At 75.6% G+C, this 15,920-nt stretch carries 15 protein-coding genes; 14 read left to right on the forward strand and 1 reads right to left on the reverse strand.

Going from position 1 to position 15,920, the window contains the following annotated elements; translation table 11 throughout:
• Positions 1-346 precede the first annotated feature (346 nt).
• The gene (locus tag ACZ4SF_RS28755; RefSeq protein ID WP_468389694.1) at positions 347-691 is read left to right on the forward strand and encodes a DUF3040 domain-containing protein; all 345 of its coding nucleotides are present in this window, start codon (positions 347-349) and stop codon (positions 689-691) included.
• A gap of 121 nt (positions 692-812) precedes the next feature.
• Here ACZ4SF_RS28755 and ACZ4SF_RS28760 read toward each other — a convergent pair whose 3' ends face one another.
• Positions 813-1,376 (reverse strand): hemerythrin domain-containing protein, encoded by a 564-nt coding sequence (locus ACZ4SF_RS28760; RefSeq protein WP_468389696.1) that lies wholly within the window; start codon positions 1,374-1,376, stop codon positions 813-815.
• A gap of 685 nt (positions 1,377-2,061) precedes the next feature.
• On the opposite strand from ACZ4SF_RS28760, the gene ACZ4SF_RS28765 reads away from it, so the two are divergent.
• The 13 genes from ACZ4SF_RS28765 to ACZ4SF_RS28825 all read left to right on the forward strand — a co-directional run bounded on the left by ACZ4SF_RS28765 (position 2,062) and on the right by ACZ4SF_RS28825 (position 15,677).
• A complete protein-coding gene (locus ACZ4SF_RS28765; protein WP_468389699.1) occupies positions 2,062-3,069 on the forward strand; it encodes an NAD-dependent epimerase/dehydratase family protein in 1,008 nt (335 codons plus the stop codon).
• A 32-nt stretch (positions 3,070-3,101) separates the two neighbouring features.
• On the forward strand, positions 3,102-4,739 hold the full coding sequence (locus tag ACZ4SF_RS28770) for a carbamoyltransferase family protein (RefSeq protein ID WP_468389702.1): 1,638 nt from the start codon (positions 3,102-3,104) through the stop codon (positions 4,737-4,739).
• Positions 4,736-5,731 carry a glycosyltransferase family 2 protein gene (locus ACZ4SF_RS28775; protein WP_468389705.1) on the forward strand — a complete coding sequence of 332 codons (996 nt, stop codon included), beginning with the start codon at positions 4,736-4,738 and terminating at the stop codon, positions 5,729-5,731. Before ACZ4SF_RS28770 ends, ACZ4SF_RS28775 begins: the two co-directional genes overlap by 4 nt.
• 5 nt (positions 5,732-5,736) lie before the next feature.
• Positions 5,737-6,501, forward strand: coding sequence for a D-glycero-alpha-D-manno-heptose-1,7-bisphosphate 7-phosphatase (locus ACZ4SF_RS28780; RefSeq protein WP_468390114.1), 765 nt, complete (start codon positions 5,737-5,739; stop codon positions 6,499-6,501).
• Entirely contained in the window at positions 6,498-7,508 is a 1,011-nt protein-coding gene (locus ACZ4SF_RS28785; protein ID WP_468389708.1) for a glycosyltransferase family 9 protein, read from the forward strand. Before ACZ4SF_RS28780 ends, ACZ4SF_RS28785 begins: the two co-directional genes overlap by 4 nt.
• The gene (locus ACZ4SF_RS28790) at positions 7,505-8,467 is read left to right on the forward strand and encodes a glycosyltransferase (RefSeq protein ID WP_468389711.1); all 963 of its coding nucleotides are present in this window, start codon (positions 7,505-7,507) and stop codon (positions 8,465-8,467) included. Before ACZ4SF_RS28785 ends, ACZ4SF_RS28790 begins: the two co-directional genes overlap by 4 nt.
• The gene (locus ACZ4SF_RS28795) at positions 8,464-9,696 is read left to right on the forward strand and encodes a glycosyltransferase (RefSeq protein WP_468389714.1); all 1,233 of its coding nucleotides are present in this window, start codon (positions 8,464-8,466) and stop codon (positions 9,694-9,696) included. The genes ACZ4SF_RS28790 and ACZ4SF_RS28795 overlap by 4 nt, the downstream gene beginning before the upstream one ends.
• Complete coding sequence (locus ACZ4SF_RS28800; protein WP_468389716.1) at positions 9,693-10,544, forward strand: D-sedoheptulose-7-phosphate isomerase; 852 nt, start codon at positions 9,693-9,695, stop codon at positions 10,542-10,544. Before ACZ4SF_RS28795 ends, ACZ4SF_RS28800 begins: the two co-directional genes overlap by 4 nt.
• A complete protein-coding gene (locus ACZ4SF_RS28805) occupies positions 10,541-11,968 on the forward strand; it encodes a PfkB family carbohydrate kinase (protein WP_468389719.1) in 1,428 nt (475 codons plus the stop codon). Before ACZ4SF_RS28800 ends, ACZ4SF_RS28805 begins: the two co-directional genes overlap by 4 nt.
• Positions 11,969-12,104: 136 nt before the next feature.
• Positions 12,105-13,154, forward strand: a complete 1,050-nt coding sequence (locus tag ACZ4SF_RS28810) for a glycosyltransferase family 9 protein (protein ID WP_468389721.1) — start codon at positions 12,105-12,107, stop codon at positions 13,152-13,154.
• A 182-nt stretch (positions 13,155-13,336) separates the two neighbouring features.
• The gene (locus tag ACZ4SF_RS28815; protein WP_468389724.1) at positions 13,337-14,635 is read left to right on the forward strand and encodes an ANTAR domain-containing protein; all 1,299 of its coding nucleotides are present in this window, start codon (positions 13,337-13,339) and stop codon (positions 14,633-14,635) included.
• Between the two features lie 206 nt (positions 14,636-14,841).
• Complete coding sequence (locus tag ACZ4SF_RS28820; protein ID WP_468389726.1) at positions 14,842-15,036, forward strand: hypothetical protein; 195 nt, start codon at positions 14,842-14,844, stop codon at positions 15,034-15,036.
• Positions 15,037-15,221: 185 nt separating this feature from the next.
• Entirely contained in the window at positions 15,222-15,677 is a 456-nt protein-coding gene (locus ACZ4SF_RS28825; RefSeq protein ID WP_468389729.1) for an RpiB/LacA/LacB family sugar-phosphate isomerase, read from the forward strand.
• The last annotated feature ends 243 nt before the right edge of the window (positions 15,678-15,920 follow it).

Here is a 15,920-nt window from a genome sequence, read left to right on the forward strand (position 1 = left end):
CCTGCCCTGTCAAGCCGTCAGCAGCACGTTCACGAGGACGATGACGACGGCGGCCACGACGGGCCGCGAGCACCGCCCAGGGCCGGAGCGGGCGTTCTTCGGCCGGTCCACCCGGCCGGACCTGCGCATGGGGTGCTCATGGCGAGCGGTCGACGGGCCGTACGGCGTCCGTCGCGGGCCGCGTGGGAGCACGTCGAAGTCGGGCAGACCACCGCCTGGCAGGTGGAGTTCCCCCGCCACGGCCAGTGGCCCGGCCCTTCTCCCGCTGCCCGGTATCGCATCGGCCTGGCCGTCCGGGGAACCCGGTGGCGCGGAACGGGAACCGCCGGCCGGCGGAGGAGGTGCCGTGACCGTGGACGACTGGGAGATGTGGGAGATGCACGACGACGTACGGCTGTCAGCGCATGAGCGGCTCGCGCTGCTGCAGATCGAGGCGAACCTCAGGCAGGACCGCCGGTTCGCGCGCCGCATGGTCCGGCCGAAACGCGCGCTGTGGCTGCCGGCGGCCGTGCTCCTGCTGGCGCTCGCCTCGGCGTTCGTGGCCGTCATGGGAATCCGTACCTCGGACCCCGCGCTGCTGTGGTGCTTCGCGGTGCTGTGGCCGCTGACCCTCTTCCAGACATTCCGGCTGCTGGGCCGGACGACCGGCCCCCGGCCGCGTTCCCGCGCCCGGGTCACGCCGTGGCTGTGAACCCCGAGCGCCGTGGCTGTGCACCACAGGCCCGGCGCCGCCCGGCCGTGCGGGCCGGGCGGCGCCGGGCCTGAGGGAGGCGGGCCGGGCCGGGCGGCCGGGCCACCCGAAGTGCGCGTCGTCAGCTCTGCTTGCCCCGGCCCGAGAGCGCGTCGCGCATCCGGTCGACCAGACCGGTGCCCGGTGCCAGCAGCTTGTTGGCCGGCGGAGTGTCCGGTGCCGACGGGTGCGGACGGGTCGGCGCCATCTTCTTCGCCCGCCGGACCTTGTCGCCGAGGTCCATCAGAGCGTCCGCGGCGCAGGCAGCCTCCAACTGCGGGAAGAGGTTCTGCTCCTCGTCCGTCACATGGGACCTGATCTCGCTCATCAGCTGACCCATGAGCATGTCGAACTGCGGGTCGTCCGCCTCACAGCCCTCCAGGTCCTTCATGATCTGCTCTGCCTTGGCGTGGTCCTCGAGTTCCTTGTCGGCCAGAGCGTCCCCGCCCGTCAGGTGCTCGCGCACGGCCGGGTACAGGTAGGCCTCCTCCGCGACCGAGTGACGGACCAGCTCGATCGTGGCCTGGTCGCAGAGGTTCTTGCGTTCCTTGGAGCCGGGCGGCAGCGCCTCGATGCGGCCGAAGATCTCCTCGACCTCACGGTGGTCGGTGGTCAGCTCCTGGATGACGTTTCCGCCGTGACCCATTGTCGTTACCTCCTGCGGTGAACCGCGGCGGCCCATGAGCGGCCGCCCGTCGCCGCGCCGAGTGCCCCCGGCCCGCCGCGCTACACGGCCCGCCGTGACCGTTCAGCGCATCGAGTGGCCGGCTGCGGCCGTACGGCCCGTCCGGGGCAGCGCGCGGGCCCACCCGTGGTCCAGGATGCGCGGGACCAGCGCGCCCACGGCCCCCGGTGCCGGCCACCCGCGGTCCACCCGCGGCCCGTGCCTGGGCGCTCCCCTCCGGCGGGAACCGCCGGACCACCGGCACTCCCTGGGCCGCGAGTCGCGTACAGATCCTGAAGCCGCCCTGCTGCGCAGCGCCTTGCGGCCGGTCCGCCGGAGTGCACACGAGCGGCTGCGTGCCGGCGCGCACCCACGTCCGCTTCGTGGTATGCGGCCGCCGGAGTCGCGCGAGCACCCGGTCTTTCGGACAATGAGAATCCAACGTATGGAACCAACTGGCACGGGAACTCTGCTGCCAGTGCCGTCCAGCAAGCGGCGGCCCACCAGGGCGGTCCTCCGGATCAGCGGGACCCGAGCCCTGTCCTCTTCCTCACCCAGCGGGCCGGCGAAGCCGGGCCCGGCGACGCGGGACGCGCCGAACGCCCATGCAGGAGCGTGCGCGGCCGCGTACGACGGTGGACGCAGGACGACGAAGGAATGGCCCCCCATGACTGGTGACACACCGTCCTATTGGCGCCGCGCCCTCGTGACCGGCGGCGCCGGCTTCCTCGGCTCCCATCTGTGCGAGCGGCTGCTGGATTCGGGCGCCGAAGTCGACTGTGCCGACAACCTGGCCTGCGGGCGGCGCGAGAACGTCGCCCACCTCGACGTCCGGCCGGGCTTCCGGTACGTGCACTGCGACGTCTCCGCGGCCGACTGCGCCGACGTGCTGCCGGGCCCGTACGACCTGGTCCTGCACTTCGCCTGTCCGGCCTCGCCCGCCGACTACCTGCGCATGCCCCTGGAGACCCTGGACGTGGGCAGCCTCGGCACCCGCAACGCGCTGGCGGTCGCCGAACGCGACGGGGCCCGCTTCCTGCTCGCCTCCACCTCCGAGGTGTACGGCGATCCGCAGGTGCACCCGCAGCACGAGGGCTACTGGGGCAACGTGAACCCGGTCGGCCCGCGCAGCGTGTACGACGAGTCCAAGCGGTTCGCCGAGGCGCTGGTCACCGCGCACGCCGGCACCAGGGAGACGAACGCCGGGATAGTGCGGCTGTTCAACACCTACGGGCCGCGGATGCGGGCCCACGACGGCCGTGCCGTGCCCACCTTCATCTGCCAGGCCCTGGCCGGCGAGCCGCTCACGGTGACCGGTGACGGCAGCCAGACCCGCTCGCTGTGCTACGTGGACGACACGGTGGACGGCATCCTGCGGGTGGCGCGGAGCAGGTCCGTACGTCCTGTGAACATCGGCGGCAGCGACGAGATCACCGTCGCCGATCTGGCCCGCCGGGTGGTCGCCCTCACCGGGTCCCGGTCACCGATCGCGTTCATCGACCGGCCCGTCGACGACCCCGGCCGGCGCCGGCCCGACACCACCCTCGCCCGGGAGCTGCTCGGCTGGTCGCCACAGGTCCCGTGGGAGGAGGGCCTGAAGCAGACCATCGCCTACTTCGCGGCCCTGCCCGCGGACCCCGTCCCGCGTGAGGAGAGCCCGGCACCGCAGACCTGACCCCCGCCCGTCCCCGGCCCTGGAGACAGCGCATGCACGTCCTCGGTATCAACGCACTCTTCCACGACCCCGCTGCCGCCCTGATCACCGACGGCCAGGTCGTGGCGGCAGCGGAGGAGGAGCGGTTCTCCCGCCGCAAACACGGCAAGCGGCCCGTACCGTTCTCCGCCTGGGAGCTGCCCGAGCAGTCCGCCCGCTGGTGCCTGGAGCAGGCCGGACTCACCCCGGCCGACCTGGACGCCGTCGCCTACTCCTACGACCCCGCACTCGCGCGCCCCGCCGAGCGGATGGGCCTGCACGACCCCTGGGACCACCTCCGGCAGGAGTATGCCCGCCAGGCCCCGCAGTTCCTGGCCGAGGCCCTGCCCGGACTCGACCCGGCGAAGGTGAGGTTCGTCCCGCACCACGTGGCGCACGCCGCCTCCGCCGGACCGGTCTCGCCGTACCCGGACTGTGCCGTCCTCGTCCTGGACGGCCGCGGCGAGTGCGGCTCCCACCTGGCCGGCCGCTGCACCAACCGGGAACTGACCGTGCTCGGCACCCAGCAACTCCCGGACTCCCTCGGCCTGTTCTACGAGGACCTCACCCAGCACCTCGGGTTCCTGCGCAGCAGCGACGAGTTCAAGGTCATGGCGCTCGCCTCCTACGGCACCCCGCGCTTCGCCGGCCGGCTGCGCGAATACGTCCACGCCGACGACCAGGGGGGCTTCACGGCCCGCCCGGTGCCCTGGGCCGGCCTCGTCCCGGCCCGCCCGGCCGGCGGCGCCTGGAGCCAGGACCACGCCGACCTCGCCGCCAGCGCCCAGCTCTGCCTGGAGGAGGCCATGCTGGCCCTGGCCCGGTGGCTGCGCGAGCGCACCGGTGAGGAGGCGCTCACCATGGCCGGCGGCGTCGCGCTGAACTGTGTGGCCAACACCCGGCTGTGGCGCGAGAGCGGCTTCCGGCACGTATGGGTGCAGCCCGCCGCGGGCGACGCCGGGACGGCCCTGGGCGCCGCGGCTCACGTCGCCGGGCAGAAGGACACCCTGGAGCCGATGCCGACGGCCGCCCTGGGGCGCGGCTGGAGCGACGCCGAGCTGCGCGCGTGGCTGGAGCGGGCGGCCGTACCGTACGAGGAGCCCGCCGACATCGCCGAGACGGCCGCCGAGGCGCTGGCCGCCGACGGGATCGTGGCCTGGTTCCAGGGGCGCAGCGAGTACGGGCCGCGCGCGCTCGGGCACCGGTCGCTGCTCGCCCACCCCGGCAAGGCGGCCAACCTGGAGCGGCTCAACGCGGTGAAGGGACGCGAGGAGTTCCGGCCCGTCGCGCCCATGGTCCTCGCCGACCGCGCGGCCGAGATCTTCGACGGCGGCCCGCTGCCCAGCCCCCACATGCTGTTCGTGCACCACGTGGCCGCCGACTGGAAGGCCCGTATCCCGGCCGTGGTCCACGTCGACGGCACGGCCCGCATCCAGACCGTCGACCGGGCGCAGGAGCCTGTGGTGGCCCGGATGATCGAGGGCTTCGAGCGGCGCACCGGACTGCCGGTCGTGGTCAACACCAGCCTCAACACCGCCGGCCGGCCCATGGTCGACGACCCGCGGGACGCCCTGGAGTGCTTCGGCTCGGCCCCCGTCGACCTGCTGGTGCTCGGACCGTTCGCCGTCCGCCGCGGGAAGGCGTTCGCATGAGCGACGCACCCGCCTACACCGTCGTCGTCCCGACGATCGGCCGCCCGTGCCTCGCCGAGTGCCTGCGCACGCTCGCCGAAGCCGTCGACCATCCGCCGCACGAGGTGGTCGTCGTGGACGACCGGCCCGCACGCGAGGGCGACCTGCCGCTGACGGCGGCCGGGCAGCTGCTCGACCGGGTGCGCACGCTGCGCACCGGCGGCCAGGGTCCGGCCGCCGCCCGCAACGCCGGCTGGCGGACCGTGCGTACGCCCTGGACGGTTTTCCTGGACGACGACGTCCAGGTACTGCCGGACTGGTCCCGGCGGCTGGCCGCGGACCTGCGCGAGGCCGGCCCGGACGTCGGCGGGGTCCAGGGGCGGCTGCGTGTCCCCCTGCCCCTGGACCGCCGGCCCACCGACTGGGAACGCACCACCAAAGGCCTGGAGAATGCCGCCTGGGCCACTGCCGACATGGCCTACCGCACCGAGGCGCTCAAGCGCACCGGCGGCTTCGACGAGCGATTTCCGCGGGCGTTCCGCGAGGACGCCGACCTTGCCCTGCGCGTGCAGCGCTCCGGCTGGACCCTGGTCCGGGGCGGCCGGATCACCCGGCACCCGGTCCGCGCGGCCCACTGGTGGGCCTCGCTGCCGGCGCAGCGCGGCAACGCCGACGACGCCCTGATGAACCGGCTGCACGGCCGCGACTGGTGGGACCGCGCACAGGCGCCCCGGGGCCGGCTGCCCCGCCACCTGGCGGTCACCGGTGCGGCCCTCGCCGCCGCCGGCTTTGCCCTGGTTGGGCACCGCCGGGCCGCGACGGCCTGCGCGGCCCTGTGGACCCTGGGCACCGCCGAGTTCGCCCTCGCCCGCATCCTGCCCGGCCCGCGCACCGCCCGCGAGGTCGCCGGGATGCTCGGCACCAGCGTGCTCATCCCGCCCCTCGCCGTCCGGCACTGGCTGCGCGGAGTCGTCCGCCACCGGCACGCCGAACCCCTGGGAGGTGCCGGTTGACCACCGTGTCCGCCGTCCTGTTCGACCGGGACGGCACCCTCGTGGCGGACGTGCCGTACAACGGCGACCCCGACCGGGTCCGGCTGTTGCCCGGCGCCGCGGAGGCGGTCGCCCTGGTCCGGTCCCGTGGCCTGGCCACCGGCGTGGTCAGCAACCAGTCCGGCATCGGGCGCGGGCTGCTCACGGTCGATCAGGTGCGTGCCGTCAACGCGCGTGCCGACGCGTTGCTGGGCGGGGTGGACACCTGGGTGTTCTGCCCGCACGCCCCCGACGCCGGCTGCCCCTGCCGCAAGCCCCGGCCCGGCATGATCCGCACGGCCGCCGCTCGGCTGGGCGTGCCGGCTGCCGAGTGCCTGGTGATCGGCGACATCGCCGCGGACGTGCTGGCCGCGCGTGCGGCGGGCGCCCGGGGAGTGCTCGTCCCGAACGCGGCGACGGCACCGGCGGAGGTGAAACGTTTCGCCCACCGTAGCGCCCCCGATGTGCTCACCGCCGTGCGCAGCGCGCTCGGCGCGACCGCGGCGGCCGGCGTGCCCGTGTCCCAGCAGACGGTGAGACTCGGCCTGCCGGTGGAGGCCGACCTGCCTGTGGAGTCCGACCTGCCTGTGGGGGCCGACGGGCCAGCGGGGTCCGAACTGCCGGTGGGGTCCGACAGGCAGGCGGGGTTCGACAGGCAGGCGGGGTTCGACGGGCCGGTGGGGTCCGACAGGCCGGCGGAGTCCGACAGGCCCACGGGTTTCGACGGGTCCCGGGGGAGGCCGTCGTCATGAGGTCCCTCGTCGTCCGTCTCGACAGCTTCGGCGACGTCCTGCTCGCCGGTCCCGCCGTGCGCGCCGTCGCCGCCCACAGCGCGCACGTCACGCTGCTGTGCGGACCCCGCGGCGCGGACGCCGCCCGGCTGCTGCCCGGTGTGGACGAGGTCCTGGTGTGGGAGGCGCCCTGGGAGGGCTTCGAACCGCCCCCGGTCAGCGTGCCGGACATCGACGCACTCCTCGGCCGGCTGCGCGCCGGCGCGTACGACACCGCGCTCGTCCTCACCTCCTTCCACCAGAGCCCGCTGCCCACCGCACTGCTGCTGCGGCTCGCCGGCGTCGGCCGGATCGGCGCCGACAGCGTCGACCACCCCGGCCGGCTCCTCGACGTACGCCACCGGCGGCTCGCCGGCCGGCACGAGGCCGAGGCAGCCCTGGACACCGCCGCCGCCCTGGGTTTCCTGCCGCCCCGCGGCGACGACCTGCGGCTGCGCGTCCTCCCGCCCCCGGACACCAGCAGCCTGACCGGCCACGGCCCCTATGTCGTCCTGCACCCCGGCGCGAGCGCACCCGCCCGCGCCTGGAGCCCCCACCGCTGCGCGGAGGCCGTCGCCCTGCTCGCCGACGCCGGACACCGCGTCGTCGTCACCGGCGGCCCCGGCGAGACGGCCCTCACCCGGCAGGTGAGCGGCGACCTGGCCGTGGACCTCGGCGGCTGGACCTCCCCGCGCACCCTCGCCGGGGTGCTGCGCACGGCCGACGTCGTCATCAGCGCCAACACCGGCCCGGCCCACCTCGCCGCCGCCGTCGGCACCCCCGTCGTGTCCCTGTTCGCGCCCGTCGTACCGGCCGAGCGCTGGGCGCCGTACGGCGTCCCCGTCATCCTGCTCGGCGACCAGTCGGCGCCGTGCGCGGGCACCCGGGCCCTCACCTGTCCGGTGCCCGGTCACCCCTGCCTGGACGAGGTCACCGGACAGGACGTGGTGGGCGCGGTCCACAAGCTCATCCAGGAGCGGCACTCATGAACATCCTCGTCTGGCACGTGCACGGATCCTGGCTCACGGCCTTCGTGCAGGGCCCGCACACCTACCTCGTCCCGGTCACCGCGGACCACGGGCCCGACGGCCTCGGCCGGGCCGTGACCTGGGACTGGCCGCAGTCGGTACGGGAACGCACCCCCGAGGAACTGTGGGACTGCGACATCGACCTGATGGTCCTGCAGCGCCCGCACGAACTCGACCTGGCCCTGCGCTGGACCGGCCGCCGGCCCGGCGTGGACGTGCCCGCCGTGTACGTCGAGCACAACAGCCCCGACGAGTCGCCCGAGCGGCAACTGCACCCGCTGGCCGGGCAGTCGAAGATCCCGGTCGTCCACGTCACCCACTTCAACCGGCTGATGTGGGACAGCGGCCGGGCCCCGGCCGAGGTCGTGGAGCACGGCATCGTCGACCCCGGCCACCGCTGGACCGGCACCGAGCGCCGTGCGGCCGTCGTCGTCAACGAGCCCGTGCGCAGGGGCCGTACCACCGGCACCGACCTGCTGCCCCGGTTCGCCCGGTCCGCGCCCCTCGACGTCTTCGGCATGCGCACCGAAGGACTCGCCGAACACCTCGGCCTGCCCCCCGGGCGCTGCCGCACCCGGGACCTGCCGCAGCACGAACTGCACCGCGAGATGGCCCGGTGCCGGGTCTACCTGCACCCCGTGCGCTGGACCTCGCTCGGTCTGTCCCTGCTGGAGGCCATGTTCCTCGGCATGCCCGTGGTCGCCCTGGACACCACCGAGATCCGCGAAGCGGTACCCGAGGGCGCCGGGGTGGTCTCGAACCGCCTCGACGTACTGGAGGACGCCGTACGGGCCTTCCTCGCCGAACCCGGACTGGCCCGCCGCACCGGCGACGCCGCCCGGGCCGCCGCCCGGGCCCGCTACGGAGAGCGGCGTTTCCTCGACGACTGGGAGCGCCTGATCAAGGAGGTCACCCGATGAGCCGCATTCCGCACACGGCCGGACGCGTCGCCATGGTCTCCGAGCACGCCAGCCCGCTGGCCGCGCTCGGCGGACCGGACGCGGGCGGGCAGAACGTGTACGTGGCGCAGGTCGCCCGGCAGCTCGCCAGAAGGGGATACCGGGTCACGGTGTACACCCGGCGGGACTCGGCGGGCCTGCCGGACCGGGTGACCCTGATCGACGGGGTGCAGGTGGTGCACGTGCCCGCCGGACCGCCCGCCCCCGTCCCCAAGGACGAACTCCTGCCGTACATGGACGAGTTCGGCGAGTTCCTGGCCCGCCACTGGGCGCTCAGCCCGCCCGGCGTGGTGCACTCCCACTTCTGGATGTCCGGCCTCGCCGCCCTGGCCGGCGCCCGCGATCTCGGCATCCCCGTCGTGCAGACCTACCACGCGCTCGGCACGGTGAAGAAGCGCTACCAGGGCGCCGCCGACACCAGCCCGCCCCAGCGCCTCGCCATCGAGGAGGCCATCGGCCACGAGTGCGCCCGGATCATCGCCACCTGCAGCGACGAGGTGGCCGAACTGAAGGCCATGGGCGTACCGGAGGACCGGATCAGCGTCGTGCCGTGCGGCGTCGACCCCGACCAGTTCGCCCCCGTCGCCCGACCCCGTCCGCCCGGCGCCCGCCGCCGGCTGCTGGCCGTCGGCAGGCTCGTGCCCCGGAAGGGCTTCGACCGGGCCATCCGCGCCCTGGCCGGGATCCCCGACGCCGAACTCCTCATCGCCGGCGGCCCCGAGGCCGACCTGCTCGGCGCCGACCCCGAGGCGGCCCGCCTCTACGCCGTCGCCGGCGAACACGGCGTCGCCGACCGGGTCACCCTGCTCGGCGGGGTGGGCCGGGCCCGCATGCCCAGGCTGATGTCCAGCGCCGACCTGATGCTGTCGCTGCCCGTGTACGAGCCCTTCGGCATCGTGCCGCTGGAGGCCATGGCCTGCGCCACGCCGGTCGTCGCCACCGCGGTCGGCGGCCAGCTCGACACGGTCGTGGACGGCACGACGGGCGTCCTGGTCCCGGCCGACGACGACCACGACCTCAGCGCGGCCGTCCGCGCCCTGCTCGCCGACCCGGACCGGCTCGCCCGGTACGGGGCCGCCGGCCGGGAACGGGTGCTCAGCCACTACACCTGGGACCGGGTGGCCGACGGCGTGGCCGGGGTGTACGGCGCCGTGTCCCCGCTCCGTTCGCTCTCGGGAGTCGTCCGATGAACACCGTCACCGACACCGCGCACTGCGACGACCTCGCCAAGGCCCTGGAGGCGTTCCGCGAGCACGGCCCGCTGATCGAGCGCTGGGGCACCGACCTCGCGCGGCGGCTGGGCTCCGGCTCCCGGCTGCTCGTCGCGGGCAACGGCGGCAGCGCCGCGCAGGCCCAGCACCTCACCGCCGAACTCGTCGGCCGCTACCGCGACGACCGGCCGCCGTTCTCCGCGGTCGCCCTGCACGCCGACACCTCCTCCACCACCGCCATCGCCAACGACTACGGCGTCCAGGAAGTGTTCGCCCGGCAGACCGCCGCCCACGGCCGTCCCGGAGACGTGCTGATGCTGCTGTCCACCAGCGGGGCGAGCGCCAACCTGCTGACCGCCGCCGAACGCGCCCGCCGCATGGGGATGACGGTGTGGGCGCTGACCGGGCGGGCCCCCAACCCGCTGCAGCTCGGCGCGGACGAGTCGCTGTGCGTCGACGCTCCCGTCGCCGCCACCGTCCAGGAACTCCATCTGGTCGCCGTGCACATGCTCTGCGAGTCCTTCGACCAGGCCGTGCAGCGCGGCGAGGCGAACCAGCGGGCGGCCGCACATGCCGGCCACCGGGCCGACGCGGACGCCGAGCGTCTGGCCGGCGGTGACGTCGGTGACGGGGTCGAAGGCGGTAACGGCGGCGATGGCGGTGACGGTGTCGAAGGCAGGTCGGTGTCCGGCGGCAGGCCGGTGGCCGATGGCGGGGCGGGAGCCGTGGGCAGGCCGGGAGTCGTCGGCCGGCTCGTCGGCCGCGCCCGCACCGTCGGCCGTACCACGCCCGGTACTCGGGTGGCCCCGAGGAAGGGACACACATGACCGCCGCCTCCCGCACGCCTCTCGTCGTCGTGGGCGACGCACTGCTCGACCACGACCTGTGCGGCCGGGCCGAACGGCTCGCCCCGGACGCGCCCGTACCCGTGGTCCACGGCACCCGGCGCAGCTCCCGTCCGGGCGGCGCGGCCCTCGCCGCCTGCCTCGCGGCCGCCGACGGACGCCCCGTCACCCTTGTCACCGCGCTCGGCGACGACCCCGCCAGTGACGCCCTGCGCGCACTGCTGGCCGGCCGGGTCGGCCTGGTCGAGGTGCCACTGGAGGGCGCCCTGAGCAGCAAGACCCGCGTCATGGCCGGGGGCCGGCCGCTGCTCCGCCTCGACGACGGCGACGGGCGCGCCCGCGAGGCGACGTCGGAGGCGGTGGCCACGGTCGCGGAAGCCGGCGGCATCCTCGTCGCCGACTACGGCCGCGGCACCGCCGACGTCCTGCGAGACGCGCTGACGCACACGGCCGCCCCCGTCGTCTGGGACCCCCACGTGCGCGGCGGGCCCCCGGTGCCCGGCGTCCGCCTGGCCACCCCCTCGGCCCAGGAGGCCCGCACCTTCGCCCGGCGGCTGGACCACGGCGACGACACCGGCGACGCGGCCGGGCTGCGCACCGCCGCCCGGGACGCCGGCACGCTCGTGCGGGCCTGGCAGGTCCAGGCCGTCGCCGTGACCCTGGGCGAACGCGGCGCCCTGCTCTCGCACGGCGAGACCCCGCTGCTCGTGCCGACCCCGGCCGCCGCCACCGGCGACCCGTGCGGCGCCGGCGACCGGTTCGCCGCCGCAGCCGCCGGCCTGCTCGCCGACGGCACGCTCACCGAGGCCGCCGTCCAGGCCGCCGTGCACGCCGCCACCCGCTATGTCGCCGAGGGCGGCGCCCGCGCGGTCGCCACGGCCGACCAGCCGGAGCCGGCCACCGAAGCCCCGGCCGACGGCGACACGACCGCCGACGCCGTGCGCACGGCCGCCCGCGTCCGGGCCGCGGGCGGCACCGTGGTCGCCGCGGGCGGCTGCTTCGACCTGCTGCACGCGGGCCACGTCGCCCTGCTCCAGGCCGCCCGCCGGGCCGGCGACTGCCTGATCGTCTGCGTCAACTCGGACGACTCCGTACGCCGCCGCAAGGGTGACGGCCGGCCCCTCGTCCCGGCCGCCGACCGGGTACGGGTGCTGCGCGCCCTGGAGTGCGTGGACGCGGTCGCCGTCTTCGGGGAGGACACCCCCGAACGCGTCCTCGCCGAACTCCGCCCGCACATCTGGGCCAAGGGCGGCGACTACGCCCGCACTCCGCTCCCCGAACAGCCTCTGGTGGAGAGCTGGGGCGGCCAGGTGCTCCTCCTGCCGTACCTGGACGGCCGCTCCACCACACTCCTCGCCCGCCGCGCGGCCCGTGGGCCGGCGTCGACGGGGGGCCGCGGCGAGTGAGAGCCGACCGGTCTCCGGGCGTCCCGGGCCGGGCCGGCACGGCGGTCATGGCGCGGCCCCGGCGTGTGCGGGGACTGGCTGACCGACGGGGCGGGGACGCGGTCCTCGCCCATGCACCCACCGGAGGACCGACCAGGTGACCAGTACCCCGCACCCCCCGACCGTCCTGGTGCTGCGCGCGCTGGGGCTCGGTGATCTGCTGGCCGGTGTGCCCGCCTTGCGTGGCGTCCGGCGGGCCTTTCCCGGGCACCGGGTCGTGCTCGCCCAGCCGGCCGGTCTCGCCGGACTCGCTCTGGTCACCGGAGCGGTCGATGCCGTGTTCCCGGCCGAGGCACCGGGGCGGGCGGTGCCGGATCTCGGACGCTGGCCCGTCCCGCCGCCCGACGTGGCGATCGACCTGCACGGAAACGGCCCCGAGAGCCGCGACGCCCTGGCCGCCCTGCACCCGCGCCGGCTGCTCGCGCACGCCTGTCCGGACGGCCCGCCGTGGCGGACGCACGCCAACGAGCGGGAGCGCTGGTGCGCCTTCCTGCACGGCTACGGCATCCCGGCCGACCCCCGGGACCTGCGGCTGCCCCCGCCGGCCACACCGTCCCCCGCCCCGGGCGCGGTCGTCGTGCACCCAGGAGCGGCCTCGGGCTCCCGCCGCTGGCCCGGGGAGCGGTTCGCCGCCGTCGTACGGTGCCTGGGCGCCGCCGGACACCACGTGGTCCTGACCGGCGGCCCCGACGAGGACGCCCTGGTCCGCTCGGTCGCCGAACGCAGCGGCCGGCCCGGCCACGACGTGCTCACCGGCGGCCTGCCCCTCGGCGAGCTGTCCGCGCTGGTGGCGGGGGCATCCCTGGTGCTGAGCGGCGACACCGGCCTCGCCCATCTCGCGGTGGCCCACGGCACCCGCTCCGTCACCCTGTTCGGCCCGGTGTCCCCGCGACTGTGGGGGCCGCCCCCGAGCCCGTACCACCTGGCGCTGTGGAATCCCGGCCCGCCCGGCGACCCGCACGGCCGCACGCCCGACACCCGCCTGCTGCGCATCCGCACCGGCGAGGTCGCCGCAGCCTGTCTGATGCTGCTCCGGGACGTCCGCGGCCGGCAGCGACAGACCCGGCCGGAGGAGCCGCATGCCGACGGCACCGCCGAGACGCTCGCCCGGGACTTGGCCGGCCGCGCCGGCACAGGCCCGCCGTGACTCACCCGCACGGCGGTACGCCGGCTGACTGCGCCGGCGGTACGGCACGCCCGGTGAGACGCCGGGGCGGCGGACAGCCGTGCGGGAGCGGACCGTACGGCGTCCGGCCGATGCCCCCGTACGGCGCGGCCGGCGGTGCGGTTGAGGGCCGAGGGCCTACCGTGCAAGGTGGTGCAACGGTCATGAAGAGGCCGAACCAGTACTTCGTGACGTCCTGTCTGGGTGATGCCATGAAACCCTCTTCCGGCCGGCCGGCCGCTCCGGCGCCCCTCGTCATCGAGTCCTCCGTCGTCGAGGGACTGCCCGCCGAAGGCGCCCTGCTGCTGCGCATGTCGGGCAGCCTCGACGCCCACGGTGCCCAGGCCTGGTCGGACGAGCTGCGCGGACACCTGGAACAGGCGGACCGCGCCGGACTTCGCCCCGTGCTGGACATGGCCCATGTCCAGCTCGGCGGCGCGGCCGTGCTGCGCACGCTCAGCGAGACGACCCGGTCGCGCACCGGACGCCCGGACCTGATCATCGTCCGCGCCCGGCCGGGTGTGCGCGAGGCGGTGCACCTGGCCCGGCTGGACGGCGTACGGCTGTACGCCACCCTCGACGAGGCGCTGCGCGAACTGGCCCGGGCCGCCGCCCGGGTGGATGAGCTGCCCGCCTGGCGGACCCATATGGCCGACCCGCTGCGGCCCTCGTACGAGGATCTGCACAAAGAGGTGCGCGCGCTGCGCGCCCGGGTGCGTACCGCGCCGGTGATCGGGATGGCGCAGGGCGCGCTCATGGTTCGCTACGGCCTGCCGGACTCCGGCAGCGCGTTCCGGGCGCTCCGCGAGGCCTCCCAGCGCTTCAACGTGCCGCTGCGCGTCCTCGTCTCCGCCCTGGTGGTGGCCCGGCCCCCGGACGGCCGGGTCTGGTTCCCGGGCCGCCGTTCCCTGCCCGTGCCGCAGTTGCGGATCCTGGCCCGCGGCGGCCGGGATCCCCGCTACCGGCGGCAGATGACCGACGCCGTCCTGCACGAGGCGCTGGCCATCGGCCGGGCGCCCGCCGGCTATGTGCAGTTCGTGGACCCGGCCGCGAACGCCCTGATGCCGGAGACGCACCACGGCTGCGCGGAAACGTTCCTCGACCATCTGGTACGGGGCCGGGCCGAAGGTACGGCCGACGCTGCCGCCCTGACCCGGGGCCGCCCGGTCGACGTGCCCGACGTCGCCACGGACGCGCTGCTCGCCGACGACTGCCGGCGCGTCCTGCTGAGCACCGGCACCCACGCCCTGCGGAGTGTCCCGGTGCTCTCCTCGGCCGGGTCCTGCACCGGCGTGATCACCCTGCACTGGTCCGAGGCCGGCCACCGGCCGACCACCGCGCAGGCCGAGTCGCTGGCCCTGCTGGCCGAGGACACCTCGGCCTGGCTCAGCTGGTACCACCGCACGGTGCTGCTGGACGCCCTCGAACACCTCCACCAGGCCCTGACCCGCCCGGCGCCGTGAGCCGCCCGCCGAGGGGCCCGGCGTCTCCCGCACGCCGACCCGGCCCGCGGGCGGCCTGCGTCGCCCCGGCGCCGCGTGCCGGCCTGCCGACGGCGGCCTGCGTCGTTCCCGGGCCAAGCCGATCCGTCGACGGCGGGCGTCATCCGCGCTGCCCTGGGAACCCGGACCCGGCACGGAGCACGCACCACCCGGAGGGAGTCCGGCGCATGTCCAATCCGCAGCAGCCCGAACAGCGGCGCAGTGACAAGGGAGGCGCCACCCCGCAGGACGTCGGCGAGCTGAAGGCCCGCCAGCGGGCCGACCGTGAGGCGGCCACCCGCCCACACGGCTCGGACAAGGGCGAAAAGGGTGGGGGAGAGGGCGGCGGAGTGCCTCCGGCACAGCAGCCCGACCATCCCTGACCGCAGCACCGCACACACCGCAGGCATCGGCGGACGGCCCCCCAGGGGCCGTCCGTCGTGTCCGGCGCTCGTCGTGTCCGGCGCTCGTCGTGTCCGGCGCTCGTCGTGTCCGGCGCTCGTCGTGTCCGGCGCTCGTCATGTCCAGGGCCCGGCCGGCACCGCACGCACGCGCTACGCTCCGGGGTATGCGGATCTCCGTCTCCTCCGACATGGACGAAGCCGTGGCACGCCTCCTGGTGGCGGAGCTGCGACGCCGTGGCCATGACGTCCGTGAGCACGGCGCACTGCGCCCCGGGGCCGACGCCCGGTGGGCGGTTTGCTCGGAGGCCGCGGCCCGGGACGTGGCCGAGGGCGCGGCCGACCAGGCCGTGGTGTGCTGCTGGACCGGCACCGGCGCCTCCATCGCGGCCAACAAGGTGCCGGGCGTTCGGGCCGCCCTGTGTACGGACGCCACCACGGCGGACGGCGCCCGTCGCTGGAACGACGCCAACGTGCTCGCCCTGAGTCTCAGGCTGACGTCCGAACCCGTGTTGAAGGAGATCCTCGACGCGTGGTTCACGGCCGAGCCCAGCCAGGACTCCGAGGACCGGCAGAACGTGGCCCGCGTCGGCCGCCTGGACGCCTCCAGGGAGAGTTCCTAGGGACGACGACGGTCGCGCGGGCCGGTTCGGCCGGGTTGCCCGGGCAGGTTGCCGGGGTTCGGCGTAGGCGGCGTACGGGTTACCAGGGCCGGGGATCCGGTGTGCGCGGCGTACGGGTCGCCCGGGCCGGTCGTCGGGACTCGACTCGGTGTACGCGGCGTAGGGGTTTCCGGGGCCGGAATTCGGTGTGGCTGGGCGTACGGGTTACCCAGGACCGGGACCCGGTGTACGCGGCGTACGGGG

It is taken from the genome of Streptomyces sp. NPDC027663 (genome assembly GCF_055566415.1).